Annotated in this window: 21 protein-coding genes and 1 other annotated feature; of the genes, 10 read left to right on the plus strand and 11 right to left on the minus strand. The window is 55.9% G+C overall.

Annotated features, from left to right (window positions below):
- Positions 1–7: 7 nt before the first annotated feature.
- Complete coding sequence (locus tag MX657_RS05595; protein WP_346807619.1) at positions 8–3100, plus strand: beta-galactosidase; 3093 nt, start codon at positions 8–10, stop codon at positions 3098–3100.
- Positions 3101–3133: 33 nt separating this feature from the next.
- On the opposite strand, the gene MX657_RS05600 is transcribed toward MX657_RS05595, so the two are convergent.
- Entirely contained in the window at positions 3134–3964 is an 831-nt protein-coding gene (locus MX657_RS05600) for a nickel/cobalt efflux protein RcnA (RefSeq protein ID WP_346807620.1), read from the minus strand.
- Between the two features lie 134 nt (positions 3965–4098).
- Between MX657_RS05600 and MX657_RS05605 the strand changes: the two genes are divergently transcribed.
- Positions 4099–4371, plus strand: coding sequence for a metal/formaldehyde-sensitive transcriptional repressor (locus tag MX657_RS05605; RefSeq protein ID WP_080328044.1), 273 nt, complete (start codon positions 4099–4101; stop codon positions 4369–4371).
- Here MX657_RS05605 and MX657_RS05610 read toward each other — a convergent pair.
- A complete protein-coding gene (locus MX657_RS05610; protein ID WP_080328043.1) occupies positions 4364–5929 on the minus strand; it encodes an EAL domain-containing protein in 1566 nt (521 codons plus the stop codon). The two genes, MX657_RS05605 and MX657_RS05610, sit on opposite strands and share 8 nt — an antisense overlap.
- 219 nt (positions 5930–6148) lie before the next feature.
- Here MX657_RS05610 and MX657_RS05615 point away from each other — a divergent pair, with 219 nt between their 5' ends.
- On the plus strand, positions 6149–6409 hold the full coding sequence (locus MX657_RS05615) for a type B 50S ribosomal protein L31 (protein ID WP_006176933.1): 261 nt from the start codon (positions 6149–6151) through the stop codon (positions 6407–6409).
- Between the two features lie 2 nt (positions 6410–6411).
- Positions 6412–6552, plus strand: a complete 141-nt coding sequence (gene ykgO, locus MX657_RS05620) for a type B 50S ribosomal protein L36 (protein ID WP_003859006.1) — start codon at positions 6412–6414, stop codon at positions 6550–6552.
- Here the strand turns inward: ykgO and MX657_RS05625 are convergent.
- Complete coding sequence (locus MX657_RS05625; RefSeq protein WP_346807625.1) at positions 6549–7259, minus strand: GNAT family N-acetyltransferase; 711 nt, start codon at positions 7257–7259, stop codon at positions 6549–6551. The two genes, ykgO and MX657_RS05625, sit on opposite strands and share 4 nt — an antisense overlap.
- Positions 7260–7360: 101 nt before the next feature.
- Between MX657_RS05625 and MX657_RS05630 the strand changes: the two genes are divergently transcribed.
- A complete protein-coding gene (locus tag MX657_RS05630; RefSeq protein ID WP_346807627.1) occupies positions 7361–8821 on the plus strand; it encodes a PLP-dependent aminotransferase family protein in 1461 nt (486 codons plus the stop codon).
- Here the strand turns inward: MX657_RS05630 and MX657_RS05635 are convergent.
- From MX657_RS05635 to acrA, 6 genes are all read right to left on the minus strand, one after another.
- Entirely contained in the window at positions 8793–9260 is a 468-nt protein-coding gene (locus MX657_RS05635) for a YlaC family protein (protein WP_080328040.1), read from the minus strand. The two genes, MX657_RS05630 and MX657_RS05635, sit on opposite strands and share 29 nt — an antisense overlap.
- Positions 9261–9377: 117 nt before the next feature.
- A complete protein-coding gene (gene maa / locus MX657_RS05640) occupies positions 9378–9929 on the minus strand; it encodes a maltose O-acetyltransferase (RefSeq protein ID WP_080328039.1) in 552 nt (183 codons plus the stop codon).
- Between the two features lie 209 nt (positions 9930–10138).
- Positions 10139–10357, minus strand: a complete 219-nt coding sequence (locus MX657_RS05645; protein ID WP_008499287.1) for an HHA domain-containing protein — start codon at positions 10355–10357, stop codon at positions 10139–10141.
- Between the two features lie 27 nt (positions 10358–10384).
- Positions 10385–10759 (minus strand): Hha toxicity modulator TomB, encoded by a 375-nt coding sequence (gene tomB, locus MX657_RS05650; protein ID WP_008499288.1) that lies wholly within the window; start codon positions 10757–10759, stop codon positions 10385–10387.
- A 514-nt stretch (positions 10760–11273) separates the two neighbouring features.
- Entirely contained in the window at positions 11274–14420 is a 3147-nt protein-coding gene (acrB, locus tag MX657_RS05655) for a multidrug efflux RND transporter permease subunit AcrB (RefSeq protein WP_119915219.1), read from the minus strand.
- A 22-nt stretch (positions 14421–14442) separates the two neighbouring features.
- Positions 14443–15636, minus strand: coding sequence for a multidrug efflux RND transporter periplasmic adaptor subunit AcrA (acrA, locus tag MX657_RS05660; RefSeq protein WP_041911060.1), 1194 nt, complete (start codon positions 15634–15636; stop codon positions 14443–14445).
- Positions 15637–15777: 141 nt separating this feature from the next.
- Between acrA and acrR the strand changes: the two genes are divergently transcribed.
- Together acrR and mscK are read left to right on the plus strand one after the other, a co-directional pair.
- Positions 15778–16431 (plus strand): multidrug efflux transporter transcriptional repressor AcrR, encoded by a 654-nt coding sequence (gene acrR / locus MX657_RS05665; RefSeq protein ID WP_023310602.1) that lies wholly within the window; start codon positions 15778–15780, stop codon positions 16429–16431.
- Between the two features lie 113 nt (positions 16432–16544).
- Complete coding sequence (gene mscK, locus MX657_RS05670; protein WP_119915218.1) at positions 16545–19892, plus strand: mechanosensitive channel MscK; 3348 nt, start codon at positions 16545–16547, stop codon at positions 19890–19892.
- Between the two features lie 16 nt (positions 19893–19908).
- Here the strand turns inward: mscK and rsmS are convergent, their stop codons facing one another.
- On the minus strand, positions 19909–20079 hold the full coding sequence (gene rsmS / locus MX657_RS05675) for a pleiotropic regulatory protein RsmS (protein ID WP_080328036.1): 171 nt from the start codon (positions 20077–20079) through the stop codon (positions 19909–19911).
- A gap of 14 nt (positions 20080–20093) precedes the next feature.
- The gene (priC, locus tag MX657_RS05680) at positions 20094–20621 is read right to left on the minus strand and encodes a primosomal replication protein N'' (RefSeq protein WP_119915217.1); all 528 of its coding nucleotides are present in this window, start codon (positions 20619–20621) and stop codon (positions 20094–20096) included.
- A 50-nt stretch (positions 20622–20671) separates the two neighbouring features.
- Between priC and MX657_RS05685 the strand changes: the two genes are divergently transcribed.
- The 3 genes from MX657_RS05685 to dnaX all read left to right on the plus strand — a co-directional run bounded on the left by MX657_RS05685 (position 20672) and on the right by dnaX (position 23769).
- Positions 20672–21049 (plus strand): DUF454 family protein, encoded by a 378-nt coding sequence (locus MX657_RS05685; RefSeq protein WP_119915216.1) that lies wholly within the window; start codon positions 20672–20674, stop codon positions 21047–21049.
- Between the two features lie 151 nt (positions 21050–21200).
- Positions 21201–21752 carry an adenine phosphoribosyltransferase gene (apt, locus tag MX657_RS05690; RefSeq protein WP_000127359.1) on the plus strand — a complete coding sequence of 184 codons (552 nt, stop codon included), beginning with the start codon at positions 21201–21203 and terminating at the stop codon, positions 21750–21752.
- Positions 21753–21840: 88 nt separating this feature from the next.
- Positions 21841–23769 carry a DNA polymerase III subunit gamma/tau gene (dnaX, locus tag MX657_RS05695; RefSeq protein WP_333016467.1) on the plus strand — a complete coding sequence of 643 codons (1929 nt, stop codon included), beginning with the start codon at positions 21841–21843 and terminating at the stop codon, positions 23767–23769.
- Positions 23099–23163 (plus strand) — a sequence feature (DnaX frameshifting element). It overlaps the preceding gene by 65 nt.
- Positions 23770–23808: the final 39 nt, after the last annotated feature.

A 23808-nucleotide genomic window follows, 5' to 3' on the forward strand; every position in this document is an offset into this window, starting at 1 on the left:
GGTTACTATGTCCACCGCTTCACCGCTGACTCTCAGCGCCATTCTGGCCCGACGGGACTGGGAAAACCCGGGCGTCACCCAGTGGAACCGTCTCGAGGCACATGCGCCGTTACACAGCTGGCGTCTTGAACAGCCTGCCCGGGATGATGCAGCATCCGCCAGCAGACGCTCTCTCAATGGGGTGTGGCGGTTTAACTATTTTCCTGCACCCGAGCAAATCCCGGAGGCGTGGGTAACCGAAGATTGTGCGGACGCCGTTGCGATGCCCGTGCCGTCGAACTGGCAGATGCAGGGGTTTGACACGCCCATCTACACTAACGTTACCTATCCTATCCCTGTTAATCCGCCTTTTGTGCCGCAGGAAAACCCAACCGGTTGTTACTCGCTCACATTTGAGGTTGATGACATTTGGCTTCAGTGCGGGCAGACCCGCATCGTCTTCGACGGCGTGAACTCGGCGTTTCATCTGTGGTGTAACGGGCAGTGGATAGGCTATTCCCAGGACAGCCGGTTGCCTGCCGAATTCGATCTCTCGGCGGTCCTGCGATCCGGTGAGAACCGCCTGGCGGTCATGGTGTTGCGCTGGTGCGACGGCAGCTATCTGGAAGATCAGGACATGTGGCGCATGAGCGGAATTTTCCGCGATGTGACCTTACTGCATAAACCCAAAACGCAGATTGCCGATTATCACGTAGTGACGGACCTGAATGCGGAGCTGGATCGCGCGGTGCTGAAGGCCGATGTCGCGCTTACGGGCTCCGGCTTTGCGGACTGCGAGGTAGACTTTACCCTGTGGCGCAAGGGGGAAAAATACGCCAGCGTTTCCCGGCGTCCGGGTACGGCCATTGTCGACGAGCGCGGCAGCTGGGCCGAGCGCCTGACGGTGGCGATCCCCGTCGAGTCCCCAGTGCTCTGGAGTGCTGAAACGCCGGAGCTGTATCGCCTGACGATTGCGCTTCGCAACCCGCAGGGTGAGGTGCTGGAGATTGAAGCGTGCGATGTGGGCTTCCGCCGCGTTGACATCAGCAATGGCCTGCTGAAACTCAACGGTAAGCCGCTGCTTATCCGCGGCGTTAACCGTCATGAGCATCATCCGGAAAACGGCCAGGTGATGGACGAGGCGACCATGCGCCGCGATATCGAAATCATGAAGCAGCACAACTTTAATGCCGTGCGCTGCTCGCACTACCCGAACCATCCGCTGTGGTACAGCCTTTGCGATCGCTATGGGCTGTACGTCGTTGACGAAGCCAATATCGAAACCCACGGCATGGTGCCGATGAGCCGCCTTGCTGACGATCCGCGCTGGCTGCCCGCCATGAGCGAGCGCGTGACCCGCATGGTGCAGCGCGATCGCAATCACCCCTCCATTATCATCTGGTCCCTGGGCAACGAGTCCGGCCACGGTGCGAATCACGATGCGCTGTACCGCTGGCTGAAAACGACCGATCCAACGCGCCCGGTGCAGTACGAAGGCGGCGGGGCGAATACGGCAGCGACCGATATTGTCTGTCCGATGTACGCCCGGGTCGATCAGGATCAGCCCTTCCCGGCGGTGCCTAAATGGTCAATCAAGAAATGGATCGGCATGCCCGACGAAACGCGTCCGCTGATCCTCTGTGAATACGCCCACGCGATGGGGAACAGCTTCGGCGGATTTGCAAAATACTGGCAGGCGTTTCGCAGCCATCCTCGCCTGCAGGGCGGGTTTGTCTGGGACTGGGTCGATCAGGCGTTGACGAAGAAAGACGAAAAGGGCAACGCGTTCTGGGCCTACGGTGGGGATTTTGGCGATAAGCCGAACGATCGGCAGTTCTGCCTCAATGGTCTGGTGTTCCCCGATCGCACGCCGCATCCGGCGCTGTATGAGGCGCAGCGCGCCCAGCAGTTCTTTACCTTTACGTTGGTCAGCACCTCTCCGTTGGTGATTGAGGTGCAAAGCGGCTACCTGTTCCGCCCCACCGATAACGAGGTGCTGAGCTGGAGGGTTGCCCGGGACGGAGACGTGCTGGCCGCAGGCGAGGTGACGCTGGCGATGGCGCCTGAAGGCATCCAGCGTCTGGAGTTGGACCTGTCGGAGCTCAACGCCGGACCGGGTGAGGTCTGGCTGAACGTTGAAGTACGCCAGCCGCGGGCTACGCCGTGGTCGCCGGCAGACCATCGCTGCGCGTGGGAGCAGTGGCCGCTCCCGGTTCCCCTGTTTATCGCGCCAGAAGTCTCTGCGGGCGAGCCTCCGCGCCTGACGCAGCATGAGAATATGCTTGAGATAACGCATCAGCAGCAGCGCTGGCAGTTCGATCGCCAAACAGGAAACCTGACTCAATGGTGGCGAAATGGCGCTGAAACGCTGATTTCACCGCTGACGGATAATTTCAGCCGCGCGCCGCTGGACAACGATATTGGCGTGAGCGAAGCGACGCGCATCGATCCGAACGCGTGGGTTGAACGCTGGAAAGCGGCGGGGATGTACGATCTTACCTCGCGCGTGCTGCGCTGTGACGCAGAACAGCACGCAGGCGAGGTGGTGGTCACCACCCGACACGCATGGGAGCATCACGGAAAGACGCTGTTCCTGAGCCGTAAAATCTGGCGGGTGGACGAGCGGGGAGTTCTGCATGGCGATATTGAGGTCGATATTGCGTCTGATATCCCCGCGCCCGCCCGCGTTGGCCTCGGCGTTCATCTCGCTGAAGCGCCGGAAAAGGTTGACTGGCTGGGGCTGGGGCCGCATGAAAACTACCCGGACAGAAAGCTGGCGGCACAGCAGGGGCGCTGGATATTACCTCTGGATGCCATGCACACGCCGTATATCTTCCCGACGGAAAATGGTTTGCGCTGCGATACCCGGGAACTTCTGCTGGGCACACATCAGCTGAATGGCCGGTTCCATTTCTCGGTGAGCCGCTATAGCCAGCAGCAGCTACGAGAAACAACCCATCATCATCTGCTGCGGGAAGAGCCGGGGTGCTGGCTCAACCTCGATGCGTTCCATATGGGCGTGGGCGGCGATGACTCCTGGAGCCCCAGCGTTTCGCCGGCGTTCATTCTGCAGACACGCCAGCTTCGTTATACCTTCAGCTGGCAGCAGACTCTTACCTGACCAGAGAGGCGGCCACCGGACGTGGCCGCCTGCTTACGCCAGAATGCCGCTCAGGCCGTGCAGGCTCATGTAAATCCCTACCACGATAATCAGCGCAGCGGAGATCCACGGCGCTTTACGGGAAAATTCGCTAAATCCGGGCCAGCGTTTTGTCGCATGTTTGAGGCTTAAGGCGGCAATCGCGCCGGAAGCGACAAGCGTTAACGCCAGACCGATGCTGAAGCTGAATACCAGCGTTGCGCCGAGGGCGAAATGCTTCAGCTGCAGGCAAATCAGCAGAACGGTGATGGACGCCGGGCAGGGGATAAGCCCGCCGGTCAGGCCAAACATCGCAATCTGTCCGGTCGTCACGTTTTGTCCGCTGAAGCGTCGGTTAATATCCTGCGCATGCGCGCGCTGGTGGGCGTCCTGCCACTCCTCTTCAACCAGCGGGTGTTCGTGGTGATGGTGGTGATCATGATGATGGTCATGGTCATGGTCATGGTCATGATGATGGTGGTGATCGTGATGATGATCGTGCGGCTGGCTCTCTTTCCAGGTTCGCCACGCCATCCACAGGGCGATCAGAACGATCAACACCCCGGAGATCAGCTGGAACCAGGGTTCGGACGTATGCGCATCCCAGCCCCGGCCAAACCACAATCCCGCCATGGCAATGATCCAGACGACCGCCGTATGGGAAAGCGTTGCCGCCAGACCAAGCAGCACCGCCTGTTTCAGCGTGCCGCGGATCGCCACGATAAAAGCGGCCATCATCGTTTTTGAGTGACCAGGTTCCAGGCCATGCAGCGCGCCGAGCAGGATGGCGCTGGGAACAAACAGCCAGGCATTGCCCTGCTGCAAAAGTGAAGCAAAATCGTTCATGGGAAATTCCGGAATGGAAAGTGTGTGCAAATAGTACTCCCCCCCAGTAGTTTAATACTACCCCCCAGTAGAAAAATACTCAGGGGGGGTAGAGCGTGATATGCTTTAAAAGCCAAAAAAATAAGGATGCAGAGATGTCACATACCGTTCGCGACAAGAAGATGTTATTGACTCGCCTGAAGAAAATTCAGGGGCAGAGTAACGCCCTTGAGAAAATGCTCAACAGCGATCATGAGTGCGCCGAAGTGTTACAGCAGCTGGCGGCGATCCGTGGGGCAGTCAATGGCATGATGATGCAGGTGATTGAAGGGCATCTCACCGATCATGTGGTGAAAGAGCCCGAAGAGGCGCAGCGTGAAGCCGATCTTGGCGTCGTGATGCAGGTAATCAAATCCTATCTTAAATAGTATGCGTCTCCAGGTTATGTTCTGCCCAGAGAATAAACTCTGCTTTTGGCAGCGCCTTACTGTAATACCACCCCTGTCCGTACTGCACCCCGTGGCGGTGTAACCAGGCGAGCTGCCCTTCGGTCTCAACGCCTTCCGCCACCATCGCCAGCTGCAGTGACTTCGCCATTTCGATGATGTGCGGCGTCACGTTTTTGTACTCCAGCGCATCCACGAAGGATTTATCAATTTTTAGCGTGTCGACATCCAGATTCTGCAGATAGCTGAGGCTGGAATAGCCCGTACCAAAATCATCAATATAAACAGGGTGGCCAGAGCGGCGGAATGCGGCGATAGCGGGCGCGCTGATTTTGGGGTCGGCAAAGCCACGCTCGGTTAACTCGAGGGCTATTTGTCCGGGATGGATTTGCCACTTATTCATAAGCTGGCTCAGCAGCGGCGGCAGATTGCCAGAGGTTAAATCAGCAGGGGCGAGGTTGATGGAGATATGCTGATCGGCATGAAGCTGCAGCCAGTGGCCCATATCTTCAAACACTTTTTCCATCACTAACTGCGTCAGCTGCGAGATAAGGCCGGTTTGCTCGGCAAGCGGCACAAAAATATCAGGCGAGAGATTGCTTCCATCCGTCTGCGGCCAGCGCGCCAGCGCCTCTGCGCCGACAATTTTTCCGCTACAGAGCGCCACGATGGGCTGATAGTGCACCACAAATTCACGGTTGCTAATAGCATCAAGCAGGCGATTGCGTGGCGACTGAATACGACGCAGTATCCGCAGCACAAACAGTGCCGCCAGCAGGCTTATCAGTACGCCAAACGGCAGCCAGAAAAGCAGCTGCCGGTGCCAGCTTTCAGCCAGAGGGGTGAGCGCCGCCCAGGCAACGACGGTAAATCCAAGCTCAGGTACCGGCTTCATCACGTACATGGAACCCTTGTACTGAACGCTGGAGACGCCCCGATCGTTGACCCGATCGCGGATATGCGGATCAAGCGTGTTGCTGCTGGCGAAAATAAGGTGCGTTGCGTTGCCCACCAGAGCGGCATCAATGGCGATCTCACCGAAAGGGATCACATCCACAAGCGAGGCAGGATCGACCAGAACAAGGTAATGACCCTTCCCGAGCACGGCCATGTAGCGGTGAAAGCCAAGATCGTTTTGTGCGGTAAGCCACGCGCTGTAGCCATCTTCGGTGATACGCATGGGGGGAGGATAAGAGGCGGATTTACTGGCCTGCTCAAGCGAAGAACAGAGGGGTTTTAGATTGTCGATGTAGATCACCTCCTGGATATAGCGCCATGAGAACGCGACCCGACGTATTTCCCTCAAATGCAGCGGACTACAGGGAACGCCCTTAAATCCCTGCAGGTGATTTAACGCTTCTTTTGCCTGATCCACGACCCTGTCAGTACGTATCAGCACGCGAGAAGCATAGCTATCCAGCGCATCGACAAATTTCTCTTCCGCCTGGCGATGAGCCAGCCAGATGCTGAGGCAAATGGGAACCAGCACGGAAAAGATAAGTACGCCAGTCACCAGACTGACCAGATGTCGGGTTTTCATGCTGTCATGTCCTTTCTCACATGTCCGAATTCGGGCATTGAGTTTCCTGCCTGCAGAGAAAGATTTTACCGCGAAATGAAATAGTTATAGCACGTGGGGGCAGGGTTTTCATTTTATCTACGTCAAATCAGAAAATATCCTCGGCAGAGAGGGGGTTGTTTTTTCAACCTGGCCTGGATATTATTTTGTTATGTTATAACAAAACACAAAGGATTTACGATGAAACCTAACATCCATCCAGCGTATCGCACCGTGGTATTCCACGACACCAGCGCCAATGAATACTTTAAAGTCGGTTCAACCATCAAAACCGACCGCGAAATTGAGCTCGACGGTGAAACCTATCCGTACATCACTATCGAAGTTTCTTCAAAATCGCATCCGTTTTACACCGGTAAGCAGAAAACGTTCTCGACGGACGGCAGCGCAGCGCGCTTCCGCAAGCGTTTTGGCGGCTTTCTTAATGCGAAGCGGGGCTAACCATGCAGGTGCTTAACTCATTGCGCAGTGCAAAACAGCGTCACCCGGATTGCCAGATAGTCAAACGCAAGGGACGCTTATACGTGATTTGCAAATCTAACCCGCGCTTTAAGGCGGTGCAGGGGCGTAAAAAAAGGCGCTAGACGCGCGTTTCTCGCCAGCTTTCCAGGGATCTTTTCTGTTTGCCATCGGCAGTAAAATTGTCGGTGGCAAGCCAGCTTTCAAACGCGCTCGCCAGCGCTGGCCACTCTTTGTCGAGAATCGAAAACCAGTCGGTATCCCGGTTATGGCCTTTTATGACCAGCGCCTGGCGAAAACGCCCTTCAAACTGAAAGCCCAGACGCAGTGCCGCTTTGCGGGATGGTTCGTTCAGGCTGTTGCACTTCCATTCATAGCGCCGGTAGCCCAGGGTATCGAACACGTACCGCATCAGCAGATACTGCGCTTCTGTCGACATGGGCGTGCGGCTTAACAGTGACGAGAAGTGAACGTGCCCCACTTCCACGACGCCGTTTTTATGATCGATCCGCATCAGGGAAAGCGTCCCGACAGGGGACTGGGTCCGGTTATCTATGACGGTAAAGTGGATGGGATCGGATAATTCGCTCACGCTCGCCACCCAATTGGCAAACTCTTCTGCGGTGGCATCAGGTTCACGCAGCAGCCACGTCCAGCTGCGGGTATCTCCGGCCAGGGAATACGCAGTGAACAACGCATGAGCATGCTCCACGCGCAGCGGCTCAAGCCGACAATAGTGACCCTGAAGTACCACCCGGGACGGATGCGGGCGAGGCTGCCAGTCGATAAGAGCTTCGCCTACGGGCTGTCCAAACTCATTGAATGTATTCATCTTTATTTCCATGACGTTGAAAAGATCTCCAGATTAGTGAATTGCTGGTTCCTTAAAAAGAACCACCAGGCTATGTCTTTCTGGTACCACGAGGAGGAAAGATGAATATACCGGGTGATGAGCTTTATACCTTGCTCCATGCCGCGCTGAAAAAGCGTGGGGAGGAGACGCTCCAGCGCGCGCTCTATCTTGCTTTACGGGAGGCCATACTGTGCGGAAGGCTTCGGTCCGGCTGCCATTTGCCCGGCTCGCGAACGCTGGCGCAGCAGCTTTCCGTTTCACGGAACACCGTCAATGCGGCGCTGGACCAGCTCACGCTGGAAGGTTATTTGCTGCGTAACCGTCAGGGGACGCGGGTGGGGCAATTCGCTCAACGTACGATTGCCCGGACATTACCGGACCCGGACGTCAGGCTGACAAAACGTGTCGCCCTGCTGCCCGCGCCTGTGCCGCGCGACACTCCGGTGATGGCGTTTACGCCGGGAACGCCCGCCATTAACTATTTCCCCTTGCCGCTGTGGCGGCGGTTGTACGATCGCGTCCTGCGTGAGGAGGGGAGTGCCCTGTTAGGGTATGGTGACCCGGCCGGCGAGCCGACGCTGCGGGCCGCGATAGCCCGCCACCTTGCGCTCTCCCGCGGCATTGACTGCGACGCCAGTCAGATTGTGATAACAGAAGGGGCGCTGGAGGGCGTCAATCTGTGCACGGTGCTGTTAAGCGAGCCGGGGGATGTCGCCTGGGTGGAAAATCCCGGCTATAGCGGAGCGAAAAGCGCTTTTGTCAAAACTGGCCTGGCGATGACAGGCATACCGGTCGATGACGAGGGGATGAGCTGGGAAGGACTGCGTGCGCCTTCACCCACCCTGATTTTTACCTCGCCATCGCATCAGTTCCCCTACGGAAGCGTGCTCAGCGCGCGACGGCGTCTGGCGCTGCTGGAACTGGCCCGGCAGCACAACGCGTGGATCATTGAGGACGATTACGACAGCGAATTCCGTTATGTTGGTGAGCCCGTACCGGCGATGCTGGGAATGGTCAACAATGCGCCCGTTGTGTATCTGGGGACGTTCAGCAAAACGCTGTTTCCGTCGCTGCGAATGGGGTTCATGGTGTTACCGCCAGCGCTGGCGCAGGCGGCGCGTCCCGCCATCGGCTCACTGCTGCGCGGCGGGCATCGTGCTGAACAGCGCACCCTGGCGCTGTTTATTGAGGAGGGCCACTATGCCCGTCATCTTGCCGCCATGCGCCGCCTTTATCGTAAGCGTTACCGCCAGCTGCGGGAGGTGCTGAGCGCAGAGCTTTATACACCGCACCGCGTTCTTGCCGGGGAAGGGGGGATGCACCTGACGCTGGCGATTGACGGTATTGACGACCAGCGGCTGGTGGAGAAGGCGAGAGCGTTTCAGCTGGCACCCGCTGCCCTGAGCGGGTATTACCTTGAGGCGAAGCAGGGGCAAACCGGTCTGGTTTTAGGTTACGGCAATACTTCTGCTTCACAGTTTGCGCCGGGTATCCGACGTCTGCAGGCGTTAATTACGCAGCAGCAGGGCGGGAAAGGGTAAAGACATCATAAAAAGAGAGCTGGCCCTTGGTGGCGACCATCTTCTGCAGCTTCTCTTTTTGCCCGGCGTCGACAGCCGGAGAGTGCAGGATGTTGTCGATCAGCTCCTCTGGTACGTAACGCGTGTTGTACCATTCGCCGTTGTAGCACACACGGAAATCGAGAACGTCGATATCTTCGTAACGGTAACGGGGATTCACGTCGAAAAAGAAAAAGGCGTTAAAGACGACAAACAGCACAACCAGCAGCCAGACGGAGTCCACCAGCGTTTCGGATTTCAGCATCACAATCAGCGTCGCCAGCCAGGCGGCATACATGGCGACAAACAGTCCAGGGTGTTTGCGGATAAAGCTAATGCTAAAGCGCGGGCGATTGTCGCGCTTTTCGCGGTGGTTAAGATCGTCGATGGTGGCGGTAAGCAGGCGCTGTATCTCGGTCATTTTTTGCCTTCATGAGAGTTGACAATACAGGGGATCTGCCAATTTTAGGGGAGCCATCAGGCTGAAAAAAGTAACAGTCTGGCGCTAAAAGACCATAACAGTTGACTCCCCGACACCTTACAGCGTTTTGATGATTTTAGCGGGATTGCCGCCCACGACGACGTTAGCCGGGACGTCTTTCGTCACGACGGCACCGGAGGCCACCACCACGTTGTCACCAATGGTGACGCCTGGGTTAATCACCGCGCGGCCGCCAATCCAGACATTATTACCAATGTTGACGGGTTTTCCGAACTCCAGGCCGCTATTCCGCTCCTCCGCATCCAGCGGATGGGTTGCCGTATAAATATGAACGCCCGGCGCGAGCATGCAGTTATCGCCAATATGAACGGGGCATACATCCAGCATGACGCAGTCGAAGTTAGCGTAAAAGTTTTTCCCCAGATAAATGTTATATCCATAGTCACAGCGGAAACTCGGCTCGATATAAGCCCCTTCGCTTTGCCCCAGCAGTTCCGCCAGAATGTTCTGGCGTTCTGTTTTCTCATCAGGCGCGGTGTGGTTATAGCGGTGAATCAGATGGCGAGCCCGCAGCCGGTCGGCGCGTAGCGTCTCATCACCCGGACGGTAATGTTCACCTGAAATCATCTTCTGTTTTTCTATGCTCATCGGAAACCTCTCTGGATGTTATTCCGGAAGGGTAATCGCAACCGGCCATCAGGGGAACGTTCCCGAAAAGCCGATGTGACCAGAGTCACAACATTGTTGCTGATGAGCGCGTTTTACACGGAGACCTGGCTTTCGCACAGGGAGCATAACGGGACAGGTGAATACAGCTTAAAACGTGGCGTAGAACCTCTACAGACACACTTCGAAGATTAACGGACAAATTTCCATACAGAAGTAGGGATTTTGTCATATAGCTTATTCATCGTTAGCTCTGCAAGGCGATGGTCCGCGGCTGAATAAAATACCGCCAGTTCATTATCAGAAAGCTCGTATTTATTCTTTTCAATGACGCGTTCGAGTGTGTCAATTGACTGACAACGTCGTAAACGCATCAAATAATCGATTTTTGTGAGTGGTTTATCAGACATAAATTCACCTTAGTAATTGTAATAATTTTAACAGGAAAGACTAACCGGGTTAGCTCTGCTCACGTTGACGAAACAGCGGAATAGCCGGTTTCCCGATTTACGCCATTTTTGCAAATCCTGAGCGTTAATGCCGTAACTGCTGAACAACATAAAGGTGTCGTCCAGGTATTCATCAATTTGCTCAATGAGCTTATTATCTTCATTGTACTTAATTTTATAATTAAGTGCGAAGGTTGCGATATGCTCTATCAGCTCATTCAACTGTAAATTGATGGCAGACGTTGGGTCGTTTACCCAGCCATGGTTACTTTCATCAAGATTGGCAAGGCAGTCATGGTACAAGGATTCGCAGAGAAATTTCAACTGCGCGATATCATGCCTTTTTGGCGAGTACTCGTCCATAGCGCATCCCCTTCTGAGTGATTTCTTACTCACCGAACAACATTGTCGGGATGGATACAACTGACTTAGCTACATGCGTGCTGTGTTCCTGATAACCTAACTATAAGTCACTCCTTCCTGGATTTCATCGCGCTATTACGAAAAATTACAAATAAAACCGCAGGCTGCGAGCATGTACGCAATTGTTCATCCGGAAACGTACCTTTTTATCGGAATGAACAATCGTTTTTTTTCGCATCCTTACGTTTCATTGACTTAGCTTAAACAACGTGTGAAAGTCCAGATCCGATATGAAGATTGTCTCAATCTATTCTTAGGAATATTCCTAATAACAGTTAAAGCAGAGAAATGAATTTAAAAAGATTCTGAATTCACCGATTAAGTTATCAGTTAATTATGATATGTCTGTTTAAGATGGCAGAAAATAAATAGGACATCAATAAGCTTATTTTATGATTTTTTCTGAAAATGAAAAAGGCCGCAAATGCGGCCTTTTTATTATATGAAACCGGTATCAGTGAGGTTCTACCGAATGACTGTGCTCAACATCTTCATTCTTACGGCTGAAGCGGCGGCGAACCACCACGAAGAACACCGGAACGAAGAAGATAGCCAGTACTGTCGCAGTAATCATACCGCCCATAACGCCCGTACCTACCGCGTTCTGCGCACCGGAACCCGCACCGGAGCTGATAACCAGCGGCATTACGCCGAGGATGAACGCCAGTGACGTCATCAGGATTGGACGCAGACGCATACGCACCGCTTCCAGCGTCGCCTCAATAAGGCCTTTACCCTCTTTCTCCATCAGATCTTTGGCGAATTCCACGATAAGTATCGCGTTCTTCGCCGACAAGCCAATGGTTGTCAGCAGGCCTACCTGGAAGTACACGTCGTTGGTCAAACCACGGAACGTTGCCGCAAGCAGCGCACCGATAACCCCAAGTGGAACCACCAGCATAACGGAGAACGGAATTGACCAGCTCTCGTACAGCGCTGCCAGACAGAGGAAGACCACAATCAGTGAAATAGCGTACAGGGCAGGGGCCTGGTTACCGGACAGACGTTCCTGATAGGACATGCCGGTCCAGTCATAGCCGATACCCGCAGGCAGTTTGCTTGCCAGCTCTTCCATCAGGTTCATGGCTTCACCGGTGCTTCGGCCTGGTGCGGCCTGACCCAGAATTTCCATCGACGGCAGACCGTTGTAACGTTCCAGACGCGGTGAACCGTATTCCCAGCGCGACGTCGAGAAGGCTGAGAACGGCACCATCTGACCATTGCTGCCGCGAACGTACCAGTTGTTAATATCGTTCGGCAACATACGGTACTGCGCTTCTGACATCACGTACACTTTCTTCACGCGACCGCGGTCGATGAAGTCGTTGACGTAGCTACCGCCCCAGGCCGCGCCCAGCGTGGTATTAATGTCGCTGATGGACACGCCCAGCGCCTGCGCTTTTTCCTGATCGATGTCGATCTTGTACTGCGGCGTATCTTCCAGGCCGTTTGGACGTACGCCAACCAGCAGGTCAGGGTGTTTAGCCACTTCGCCGAACAGCTGGTTACGCGCCTGCGTCAGTTTCTCGTGACCCAGACCGCCCTGGTCGATCAGCTGGAAGTCGAAACCGGTCGCCGTACCCAGTTCAACAATCGCTGGCAGGTTAAAGGCGAAGACCATCGCATCTTTAATCTGCGAGAAGGTGCCCATGGCACGGCCCGTGATCGCTTCAACTTTATTCTCATCGCCCGGACGATCGGCCCAGTCTTTCAGAGAAACGAAGGCGATACCGGTGTTCTGGCCACGACCCGCAAAGCCAAAGCCGTTAACCGCAAACACGGATTCAACGTTCGCTTTCTCTTTGGTGAGATAGTAGTCCGTCACTTCGTCCAGCACTTTCTGGGTACGCTCTTGCGAAGCACCCGCCGGAAGCTGTGCCATCGTCAGGAACACGCCCTGGTCTTCATCTGGCAGGAACGAGCTTGGCAGACGAACGAACAGGAACGCCATCCCCACGACGATGATGATATAGAGCAGCAGATAACGACCGGTGCTGCGCAGGATGTTGCCCACGCTGTCGGTGTAGTGGTGCGTGCTCTTATCAAACATGCGGTTGAACCAGCCGAAGAACCCCTTATGCTCGCCGTGACCGCCTTTCTGAATCGGCTTCAGCATCGTGGCACACAGCGCTGGCGTCAGGATCAACGCCACCAGTACCGACAGCGCCATCGCTGAAACGATGGTAATGGAGAACTGGCGGTAAATCGCACCCGTAGAGCCCCCGAAGAAGGCCATCGGGATAAATACCGCGGACAGTACCATCGCAATACCGACCAGCGCGCCCTGGATCTGGCCCATGGATTTACGGGTGGCTTCCTTCGGCGGTAGACCTTCTTCCGCCATTACGCGCTCGACGTTCTCTACCACCACGATGGCGTCATCCACCAGCAGGCCGATGGCGAGCACCATCCCGAACATCGTCAGGGTGTTTATCGAGAACCCAAAGGCCGCGAGGATGGCAAAGGTCCCCAGCAGAACGACCGGCACGGCGATGGTTGGGATCAGCGTCGCGCGGAAGTTTTGCAGGAACAGATACATCACCAGGAACACCAGGATGATCGCTTCTACCAGCGTTTTAACCACTTCGTGAATCGAAATTTTTACGAACGGCGTAGTGTCATACGGATAAACGATTTTCAGGCCTGACGGGAAGAACGGTTCCATCTTCTTCAGTTCCGCTCGGATCGCCGTTGCGGTGTCCAGGGCGTTCGCGCCCGTCGCCAGTTTGATACCCAGACCGGACGCCGGTTTGCCGTTAAACTTCGCAATGATGTCGTAGTTTTCGCCACCCAGCTCCACTTTGGCTACGTCGCGCAGACGAACCTGCGAACCGTCCTGGTTCACCTTCAGCAGAATTTTGCTGAACTCATCAGCGGAGGTTAGACGGGTTTGCGCGATAATCGACGCGTTAAGCTGCTGGCCTTTCACCGGCGGCGTACCGCCTAACTGACCGGCTGCCACCTGGGCGTTCTGCGCTTTAATGGCGTTAATCACGTCAACCGGCGTGAGCTGGAAGTTGTTCAGTTTGTTCGGATCCATCCAGATACGCATCGCGTACTGTGAACCGAACAGCTGCACGTCACCCACACCGGAAGTACGGCTGATGGCGTCCTTCATGTTGGCGCCCACGTAGTCGGAAATATCCTCCTGCGTCATGGTGCCGTTGGTGTTGATAACGCCGACAACCATCAGGAAGCTACTGGACGATTTCTCGACGCTCACACCCTGCTGTTGCACTTCCTGCGGCAGAAGAGGCATCGCCAGCTGCAGTTTGTTCTGCACCTGAACCTGCGCGATGTCCGCATCCGTACCGGATTCAAAGGTCAGGGTGATCTGCACCGTACCGGTGGAGTCACTGTTTGAGGACATGTACATCAGGTTATCGATACCGTTCATGTTCTGTTCGATAACCTGGGTTACGGTGTCCTGCACCGTTTTCGCATCAGCCCCCGGGTAGGTTGCGGAGATCGTCACCGCCGGTGGCGCAATCGTTGGATATTGCGCGACAGGCAGCTTCAGGATCGCAAGTCCCCCGGCCAGCATGATGATAATGGCGATCACCCACGCAAATATGGGGCGATCGATAAAGAAATTAGGCATGTCTTAACGGCTCCTGTTTAAGTTAAGACTTGGTTTGTTCTGACTGGCCAGCGGCCGAAGCTTGTTGTTTATCGTCAGAGGTCACTTCCTGTGCTTTTACCTGCGCGCCAGGACGTACTTTTTGCAAACCAGTAACAATCACGCGATCGCCATCTTTCAGACCTTCCGTCACCAGCCATTTATCGCCAATCGCCTGGGTAGCGGTGATATTGCGCGTTTCGACTTTGTTATCTGCCCCGACAACCAGTGCGCTCGCATCGCCGCGTGGCGTACGGGTGACACCCTGCTGTGGAACCAGAAGTGCGGTTGGGTTCGTTCCTTCCTCCAGACGCGCGCGAACGAACATACCTGGCAGCAGATTCTTGTCAGGGTTCGGGAAAATCGCCCGTAAGGTGATGGAACCGGTGGTCTGGTCGACCGTCACATCAGAGAATTCCAGGGTACCTTCCTGCGGGAACTTGATACCGTCGTTGGTAACCAGCTCCACTTTGGCTTTGCCGTTTTCCTGTTTCAGGGTGCCGTTAGCCAGCTCCTGTTTCAGGCGCAGGAAATCGTTACTGGACTGCGTCACGTCAACGTAGATCGGATCAAGCTGCTGCACGGTTGCCAGCGCAGTGGTCTGCCCGTTCTGCACCAGCGCCCCTTCCGTCACGGAAGATTTACCAATACGACCGCTGATAGGGGAGGTCACTTTGGTATAGGCCAGGTTAATGCGGGCGGTTTCGACAGCCGCTTTGGCTGCTACCACGGCCGCGTTAGCCTGCTGGGCATCTGCCAGGGCGGTATCGTAATCCTGTTGGCTGATGTATTTGGTACCGAGCAGTTTCTGGTAGCGGTTCAGCGTCAGCTGAGCGATTTTCGCCGCCGCTTGTGCTTTAGCCAGGTCACCTTTCGCGCTTTCATAAGAAGCCTGATAGGTCGCGGGATCAATCTGATACAGAGACTCACCGGCCTTCACATCGCCGCCTTCGGTAAAGTTACGTTTCAGGATAATGCCGCTAACCTGAGGACGCACTTCCGCAATGCGGTAAGCATTTGTACGGCCTGGTAATTCTGTGGTGATCTGCAGAGGTTCAGATTTGAGTGTCACAACGCCGACTTCTGGCGCCTGCTGAGCTCCTTGTTGAGCTGGTTTGTCGTCACATCCTGTAAGCGCTAAGCTGCCTGAGAGCATCAGAACGACCGCCAGAGGCGTTAACCCTCTGTTTTTGTTCATATGTAAACCTCGAGTGTCCGATTTCAAATTGATCAAGGGTCCTGAGTCTAAAAACCCATTGCTGCGTTTATATTATCGTCATGCTATGGTACATACATTCACAAATGTATGTAAATCTGACTCCTGTAAATTCACCCACCTATGGCACGAAAAACTAAACAACAAGCGCTGGAAACCCGACAACACATCCTTGATGTGGCAATACGTTTGTTCTCTCAGCAGGGGGTTTCTTCCACCTCGCTGGCACAAATTGCTCAGGCTGCCGGTGTGACGCGGGGAGCGATTTACTGGCATTTTAAAGACAAGTCAGATCTGTTCAGTGAAATCTGGGAGCTTTCAGAGTCCAGCATTAGCGATCTCGAGAGTGAGTATCGGGCAAAATTCCCCGACGATCCACTCTCAGTATTGAGAGAAATATTAGTATATATCCTTGAAGCAACGGTAGTTGAAGAGCGTCGCAGATTAATGATGGAAATTATCTTTCATAAATGTGAGTTCGTGGGCGAAATGGCGGTGGTGCAACAGGCGCAGCGCAGCCTCAGCCTGGAGAGCTACGATCGCATCGAACAGAACCTGAACCTGTGTATGCAGGCAAAGCTGTTACCCGCCAATTTACTCACCCGCCGGGCGGCTATCCTGATGCGCAGCTACATTTCAGGTCTGATGGAAAACTGGCTTTTTGCGCCGCAATCCTTTGACCTCAAAGAGGAAGCCCGCAGCTACGTGGCGATTTTACTGGAAATGCTACAACTCTGCCCGACGCTGCGCAGCGACGCGCCTTCGCTGACGGCCTGAGCCCTTTCCAGGATTTATCTCAGAGGCTAACGTTCTCGCTATTCTGCTTCCGACGAGCGTGATATTCTTCACGCCGGACTATTTTCGGTCATCTGCTGACATCATTCACAACTATGCTGCCCATCAATCGCTCGCAACATCCTGTATTTGCATTGCTCTTTGCTATGCTGTTTTTCTTCTCCACCGCGCCGCTTTCCTGGGCCCGCGCAGACAACAGCACTGATATTCCCTCGCGCAGCGAAATTCAGTCGCAGCTCGACACCCTGAACAAACAAAAAGAGCTCTCTCCTCAGGAGAAACTCACCCAGCAGGATCTGACGGAAACGCTGGAAAACATTGATAAAATCGAGCGCGTTAAAGCAGAAACCACCCAGCTTCGTCAGAAGGTGGCGCAGGCGCCTGAGAACATGCGTAAGGCTACGGAAGCGTTGAGCGCGCTGAGTGACGTCGATAACGACGACGAAACGCGCAAAACGCTCTCCACGCTCTCCTTACGCCAGCTGGAATCACGCGTCGCGCAACTGCTCGACGATCTGCAAACGGCGCAGTCTGACCTCGCGACCTACAACAGCCAGCTCGTCTCCCTGCAAACCCAGCCCGAGCGCGTGCAAAACGCAATGTACGCCGCGTCTCAACAGCTGCAGCAGATCCGCAACCGCCTGAACGGCACAACGGTAGGGGAAGGCACGCTGCGCCCGACGCAGCAAACCCTGCTGCTGGTTCAGCAGTCCTTGCTCAATGCGCAAATTGAACAGCAGCGTAAAAGCCTGGAAGGGAATACGGTGCTGCAGGACACGCTCCAGAAACAGCGTGATTACGTGACGGCGAATATCAACCGGCTGGAACACCAGCTTCAGCTGTTGCAGGAGGCGGTAAACAGCAAACGCCTGACCCTGACGGAAAAAACCGCCCAGGAAGCCGTCTCGCCGGACGAAACCGCCCGTATTCAGGCCAACCCGCTGGTGAAGCAGGAGCTTGAGGCTAACCACCAGCTCAGCCAGCGCCTGATACTGGCGACGGAAAACGGCAACTCGCTGGTTCAGCAAAATATCAAAGTGAAAAACTGGCTGGATCGCGCGCTGCAGGCGGAACGCAACATCAAAGAGCAGATTGCGGTCCTGAAAGGTAGCCTTCTGCTGTCGCGTATTCTCTATCAGCAGCAGCAGACGCTCCCCTCCGCCGACGAGCTGGAGGACATGACTAACCGCATTGCGGATTTACGTCTGGAACAGTTTGACGTCAACCAGCAGCGCGACGCCCTTTTCCAGAGCGATGCCTATGTCGCCAAAGTTGAAGAAGGGCACTCCAGCGACGTAAACCCGGAAGTGCATGACGCGCTGCTCCAGGTGGTGGATATGCGTCGCGAGCTGCTCGATCAGCTTAACAAGCAACTGGGCAACCAGCTGATGATGGCCATTAATCTGCAGATCAACCAGCAGCAGCTGGTCAGCGTGTCAAAAAGCCTGCAGGAGATTTTGACGCAGCAGATTTTCTGGGTGAACAGCAACAAGCCGATGGACTGGGACTGGATTAAGTCCTTCCCGGAAACGCTGAAAACGCAGATTAAGAGCATGAAAATCACCGTAAACTGGGAGAAAGCCTGGCCTGCGGTAATGATTGCTTTCCTGGCCGGTTTACCGCTGCTGCTGATTGCCGGTCTGATCCGCTGGCGTCTGAAATGGCTGAAACAGTACCAGGCGAAGCTGGCGTCGGAAGTGGGGCAGTTGCGTAACGACAGCCAGCTCCATACGCCTAAAGCGATTCTGATCGATCTCATCCGCGCGCTGCCGGTGTGTCTGATTATTCTGGCCGTGGGTCTGATTCTGCTCACGATGCAGCTTAACGTCAGCGATCTGCTCTGGGCGTTCAGTAAAAAACTGGCGCTGTTCTGGCTGGTATTTGGCGTGTGCTGGAAGGTGCTGGAAAAAGACGGCGTGGCGGTGCGTCATTTCAACATGCCGGCTCAGCTAACCAGCCACTGGCGTCGCCAGATTGTGCGCGTCAGCCTTGCGCTTCTGCCGCTGCACTTCTGGTCGGTGGTGTCAGAGCTTTCCCCGCTGCATCTGATGGATGATGTGCTGGGCCAGTTGGTCATTCTGCTCAACCTGCTGCTGATCGCGATCCTGATGTGGCCGATGTGCCGCGACAGCTGGCGCGATAAAGAGTCCCACAATCTTCGTCTGGCCACCGTGACGGTGCTGGCGATCATTCCGCTGGCGCTGATGGTGCTTACGGCAACGGGCTACTTCTATACCACGCTGCGCCTGTCCGGGCGCTGGATCGAGACGGTCTATCTGGTGATTGTCTGGAACCTGCTCTATCAGACCGTACTGCGCGGTTTAAGCGTCGCGGCCCGCCGCATTGCTTACCGTCGTGCCATTGCGCGTCGTCAGCATCAGGTGAAAGAGGGGGCCGAAGGCGCAGAGCCGCAGGAAGAGCCGACCATTGCTCTTGAGCAGGTCAACCAGCAGACGCTGCGTATCACCATGCTGGTGATGATCGCCCTGTTTGCGGTGATGTTCTGGGCGATCTGGTCGGATTTGATTACCGTCTTCGCCTATCTCGACAGTATTACTCTCTGGCAGTACAACGGTACCGAAGCCGGCGCGGCGGTGATGAAAAGCGTCACCATGGGCAGCCTGCTGTTTGCGCTGGTGTCGTCGGTGGTGGCCTGGGCGCTGATTCGCAACCTGCCGGGTCTGCTGGAAGTGCTGGTGCTCTCAAGGCTGAACCTGCGCCAGGGGGCGTCATACGCCATCACCACCATCCTGAATTACGTCATCATTATCGTCGGGGCGATGACGGTATTCGGCTCGCTGGGCGTCTCGTGGGATAAACTGCAGTGGCTGGCGGCGGCTCTCTCGGTCGGTCTTGGTTTTGGCCTGCAGGAGATCTTCGGTAACTTTGTGTCCGGCCTGATCATCCTGTTCGAACGTCCGGTGCGTATCGGCGATACCGTTACCATCGGTACCTTCTCCGGTACGGTCAGCAAGATCCGTATTCGTGCCACCACCATTACCGATTTTGACCGTAAAGAGGTGATCATCCCGAACAAAGCGTTCGTGACCGAGCGCCTGATCAACTGGTCGCTCTCGGATACCACCACGCGCGTGGTGATTCGCCTCGGCGTAGCCTACGGCTCTGACCTGGATAAAGTGAAAGAGGTATTGTTAAAAGCCGCTAAATCGCATCCAAAGGTCATGCACGAGCCCGCGCCGGACGTCTTCTTCACCACCTTCGGGCCGAGCACGCTGGATCACGAACTGCGTCTGTACGTGCGTGAACTGCGCGATCGCAGCTACACCGTGGATGAACTGAACCGTGCGATCGATCGCCTGTGCCGCGAAAACAACATTAATATCGCCTTCAACCAGCTTGAGGTTCACCTGCATAATGAGAAAGGTGATGAGCATACGGAAGTGAAGCGCGAGATTAAGGGTGACGATCCGACTCCCGCCTAAACTATTTTCCCTCTCCCTATGGGAGAGGGCCAGGGTGAGGGCAACCGGCCTTCACCTTTTCCTCAAAATCCCGCCGTACAATCTCCAGTGCCTTCAGCACCGTCTCCGCTGGGATCTCATGATTCTCCAGAAGCATAATCAAATCGACGGCCAGCTTGACCTCATCGGGTGCATTTTCCAGTGACATAGATGTGGCTCCTGTTAACGGGTCAGGCGTTCAATCACGCGCTCAATCTCATCCAGCGCCTGACGGCAGCGGACGATGCGGCCTTCCAGCGCGCTGATTTCACGCATTAAGAGCTGCTGCTCTTCCAGCGTTTCGCTGTTGTTCAGGCGCGTCTCGCGTTCGCGCTTCATCTCAAACAGCCGGCGCTCGAACTCCTGGTTCTCCAGCCGCTTGCGCTGCCATTTTCCAGGCCCTGGCGAGGCGCTGTCCCAGGCGCGCAGCGGCCAGGCGGCGATTTCCCGGTGCAGGGCGGTGATCTGCTCGGTGAGATGCTCCGCAAGCCATACCACCTGTTCCTGCTGCCCGCTTTCAACCGCATGGCGCAATTCATCGAGATTTGTCTGGGCCTCAGCCAGGTAATCCTGAATGACGGTACTGCGAGTGCGGAAAAGCTGCCGGTCAAAGCGCGGCTTCAGCGTGGCGTGCCCCATTAGCGGTGTAGCCTGCGTCCGCAGAGCAATCAGCTGATTTTGCAGCCTCTCAAGAAGCAGTGCTGTTTTCAAGGCGCTCTCCAGTGGTAAAGTAGCCGTTCAGTTTGATAACGATTCGCATTATGAAGCGTACTATTTTAATCATCATTGGCTGGCTCGCGGTAGTGCTTGGCACGCTGGGTGTGTTTTTACCCTTACTGCCGACCACGCCGTTTATCCTGCTGGCGGCCTGGTGCTTCGCCCGCTCGTCGCCGCGCTTTCACCACTGGCTGCTCTACCGTTCGTGGTTTGGCGGGTACTTGCGGCACTGGCAACAACACCGTGCCATGCCGCCCGGCGCGAAGCCCCGCGCGGTCGCGGTGATCTTAATCACCTTCGCGATTTCATTATGGCTGGTGAAAATGATGTGGGTGCGGATCCTGCTGCTTTTCATCCTCTTCTGCCTGCTTATCTTTATGTGGCGGATCCCCGTGGTTGATGAAAAGCAACAAAAGCACTGAAGCCTCATCATGGCGGTTGCAATTATTGCGTACAGCCAGTAAATTCGACCGTTTTCGAGCACAGGCGCGCCTGGTTAAAGGTTAAGCAATTGTTACCTTTGCCGACTCGTTGCGCGCCGTGAGTAACACTGTTTCATTTAGGCACAAACCGATGACCGCAACTGCACAGCAGCTTGAATATCTGAAAAACAGCATCAAAAGCATCCAGGACTATCCAAAGCCTGGCATTCTTTTCCGTGATGTCACCAGCTTGCTGGAAGACCCGAAAGCGTACGCGCTCAGCATTGAACTGCTGGTGGAGCGTTATAAAAACGCCGGGATCACCAAAGTAGTAGGTACCGAAGCCCGTGGCTTCCTGTTCGGCGCACCGGTTGCGCTGGCGATGGGCGTGGGTTTTGTGCCGGTGCGTAAGCCGCGCAAACTGCCGCGTGAAACCATCGCGGAGAGCTACGAGCTGGAGTACGGCACCGATCAGCTTGAAATCCACGTTGATGCCATCAAGCCTGGCGACAAAGTGCTGGTGGTGGACGATCTGCTGGCAACCGGCGGCACCATTGAAGCGACCGTGAAGCTGATCCGTCGTCTGGGTGGGGAAGTGACCGACGCGGCCTTCATCATCAACCTGTTCGATCTCGGCGGTGAACAGCGCTTGGAAAAACAGGGTATTACCAGCTACAGCCTGGTGCCTTTCCCGGGTCATTAATCCCGGTTTTCACAACCTCGCTCAATGGGTGAGGTTGTGATAGCATTCCCCTCCATAAATTCACCTTCCAGCGTTGCAGAGCCTGCCCATGAGTTATCAGGTGTTAGCCCGTAAATGGCGACCACAAACCTTTGCTGACGTTGTCGGTCAGGAACATGTGCTGACGGCCCTGGCGAACGGCTTGTCGCTAGGTCGCATCCATCACGCCTATCTTTTTTCCGGCACCCGCGGCGTCGGTAAGACCTCTATTGCCCGTCTGCTGGCGAAAGGTCTCAACTGCGAAACCGGGATCACCGCCACCCCGTGCGGCGTGTGCGATAACTGCCGGGAGATCGAGCAGGGGCGTTTTGTCGATCTGATCGAGATCGACGCCGCCTCGCGTACCAAAGTGGAAGACACCCGCGATCTGCTCGACAACGTGCAGTACGCCCCGGCGCGTGGACGCTTCAAGGTCTACCTGATCGATGAAGTGCACATGCTGTCGCGCCACAGCTTTAACGCCCTGCTGAAAACGCTGGAAGAGCCGCCCGCGCACGTGAAGTTCCTGCTGGCGACCACCGATCCGCAAAAGCTGCCGGTCACCATCCTGTCGCGCTGCCTGCAGTTCCACCTGAAGGCGCTGGACGTTGAGCAGATCCGCGCGCAGCTTGAGCACATCCTTGATGAAGAGAAGATCGTTCACGAGCCGCGCGCCCTGCAGCTGCTGGCCCGCGCGGCGGACGGCAGCCTGCGTGATGCTCTGAGCCTGACCGACCAGGCGATTGCCAGCGGTGACGGCAAGCTCTCCACCGAGGCGGTCAGCACCATGCTCGGCACGCTGGATGACGATCAGGCGCTGTCGCTCATCGAAGCGATGATTGCCGCCAACGGTGAGCGCGTGATGTCGCTGGTCAACGCCGCCGCGGGTAGGGGCATTGAATGGGAAGCGCTGCTGGTTGAGATGCTCAGCCTGCTGCACCGCGTGGCGATGCTGCAGCTGTCTCCGTCGGCCATCGGTGCGGATATGGCCGCCATTGAACAGCGGATGCGTGAACTTGCCCGCACCGTGCCGCCTGCCGACGTGCAGCTTTACTACCAGACCCTGCTGATTGGCCGCAAAGAGCTGCCGTACGCGCCGGATCCGCGTATGGGCGTTGAAATGACGCTGCTGCGTGCGCTGGCGTTCCACCCGCGTATGCCATTGCCGGAGCCGGAAGTGCCGCGACAGTCTTTCGCGCCGGTCGCCCCAACGGCGGTGATGTCACCGCAGCAGGTACCGCCGCAGCCGACGCCGCCGCCACAGCAAAACGTGCCGCTATCGGATGCCACCAGTTCGGTGCTTGCCGCACGCAGTCAGTTGCAACGTGCGCAGGGAGTAACCAAACCAAAAAAGAGTGAACCGGCAGCGCCAGGAAGAGCGCGGCCGGTGAACAACGCCGCGCTTGAACGACTGGCCTCGGTAACGGAGCGCGTACAGTCGCGTCCGGCACCGTCCGCGCTCGAGCAGAAAGCCCCGGTGAAAGAAGAGGCTTACCGCTGGAAGGCAACCACCATCACCGAAACGGTGAAGGAAGAGGTGGCCACGCCAAAAGCGCTGAAAAAGGCGCTGGAGCATGAGAAGACGCCGGAGCTTTCCGCGAAGCTTGCGGAAGAATCTATTGCGCGCGACGCCTGGGCCGCCGAGGTCAGCCAACTCCAGCTGCCGAAGCTGGTGGAGCAGGTCGCGCTCAACGCCTGGAAAGAACAGGACGGCAATCAGGTGCGTCTGCACCTGCGTCCGGGCCAGCGGCACCTCAATTCCCCTGGCGCGCAAAAGGCGCTGGCCGAGGCGCTTGCTGCTTTACAGGGTGTGCCGGTTGAATTGACTATCATTGAAGATGATAATCCGGCAGTGAAAACGCCGCTCGAGTGGCGCCAGGCCATTTATGAAGAGAAGCTCGCGCAGGCGCGCGAGGCGATAATTGCGGATAACAACATTCAGACCCTGCGCCGGTTCTTCGACGCCGATCTGGATGAAGAGAGTATTCGCCCCATTTGATCGTGAGTCTGACTTACGGTTGTAATCCTTAAACGTGAA

Source organism: Enterobacter chuandaensis, assembly GCF_039718975.1.
GTDB classification, from domain to species: Bacteria; Pseudomonadota; Gammaproteobacteria; order Enterobacterales; family Enterobacteriaceae; genus Enterobacter; species Enterobacter chuandaensis.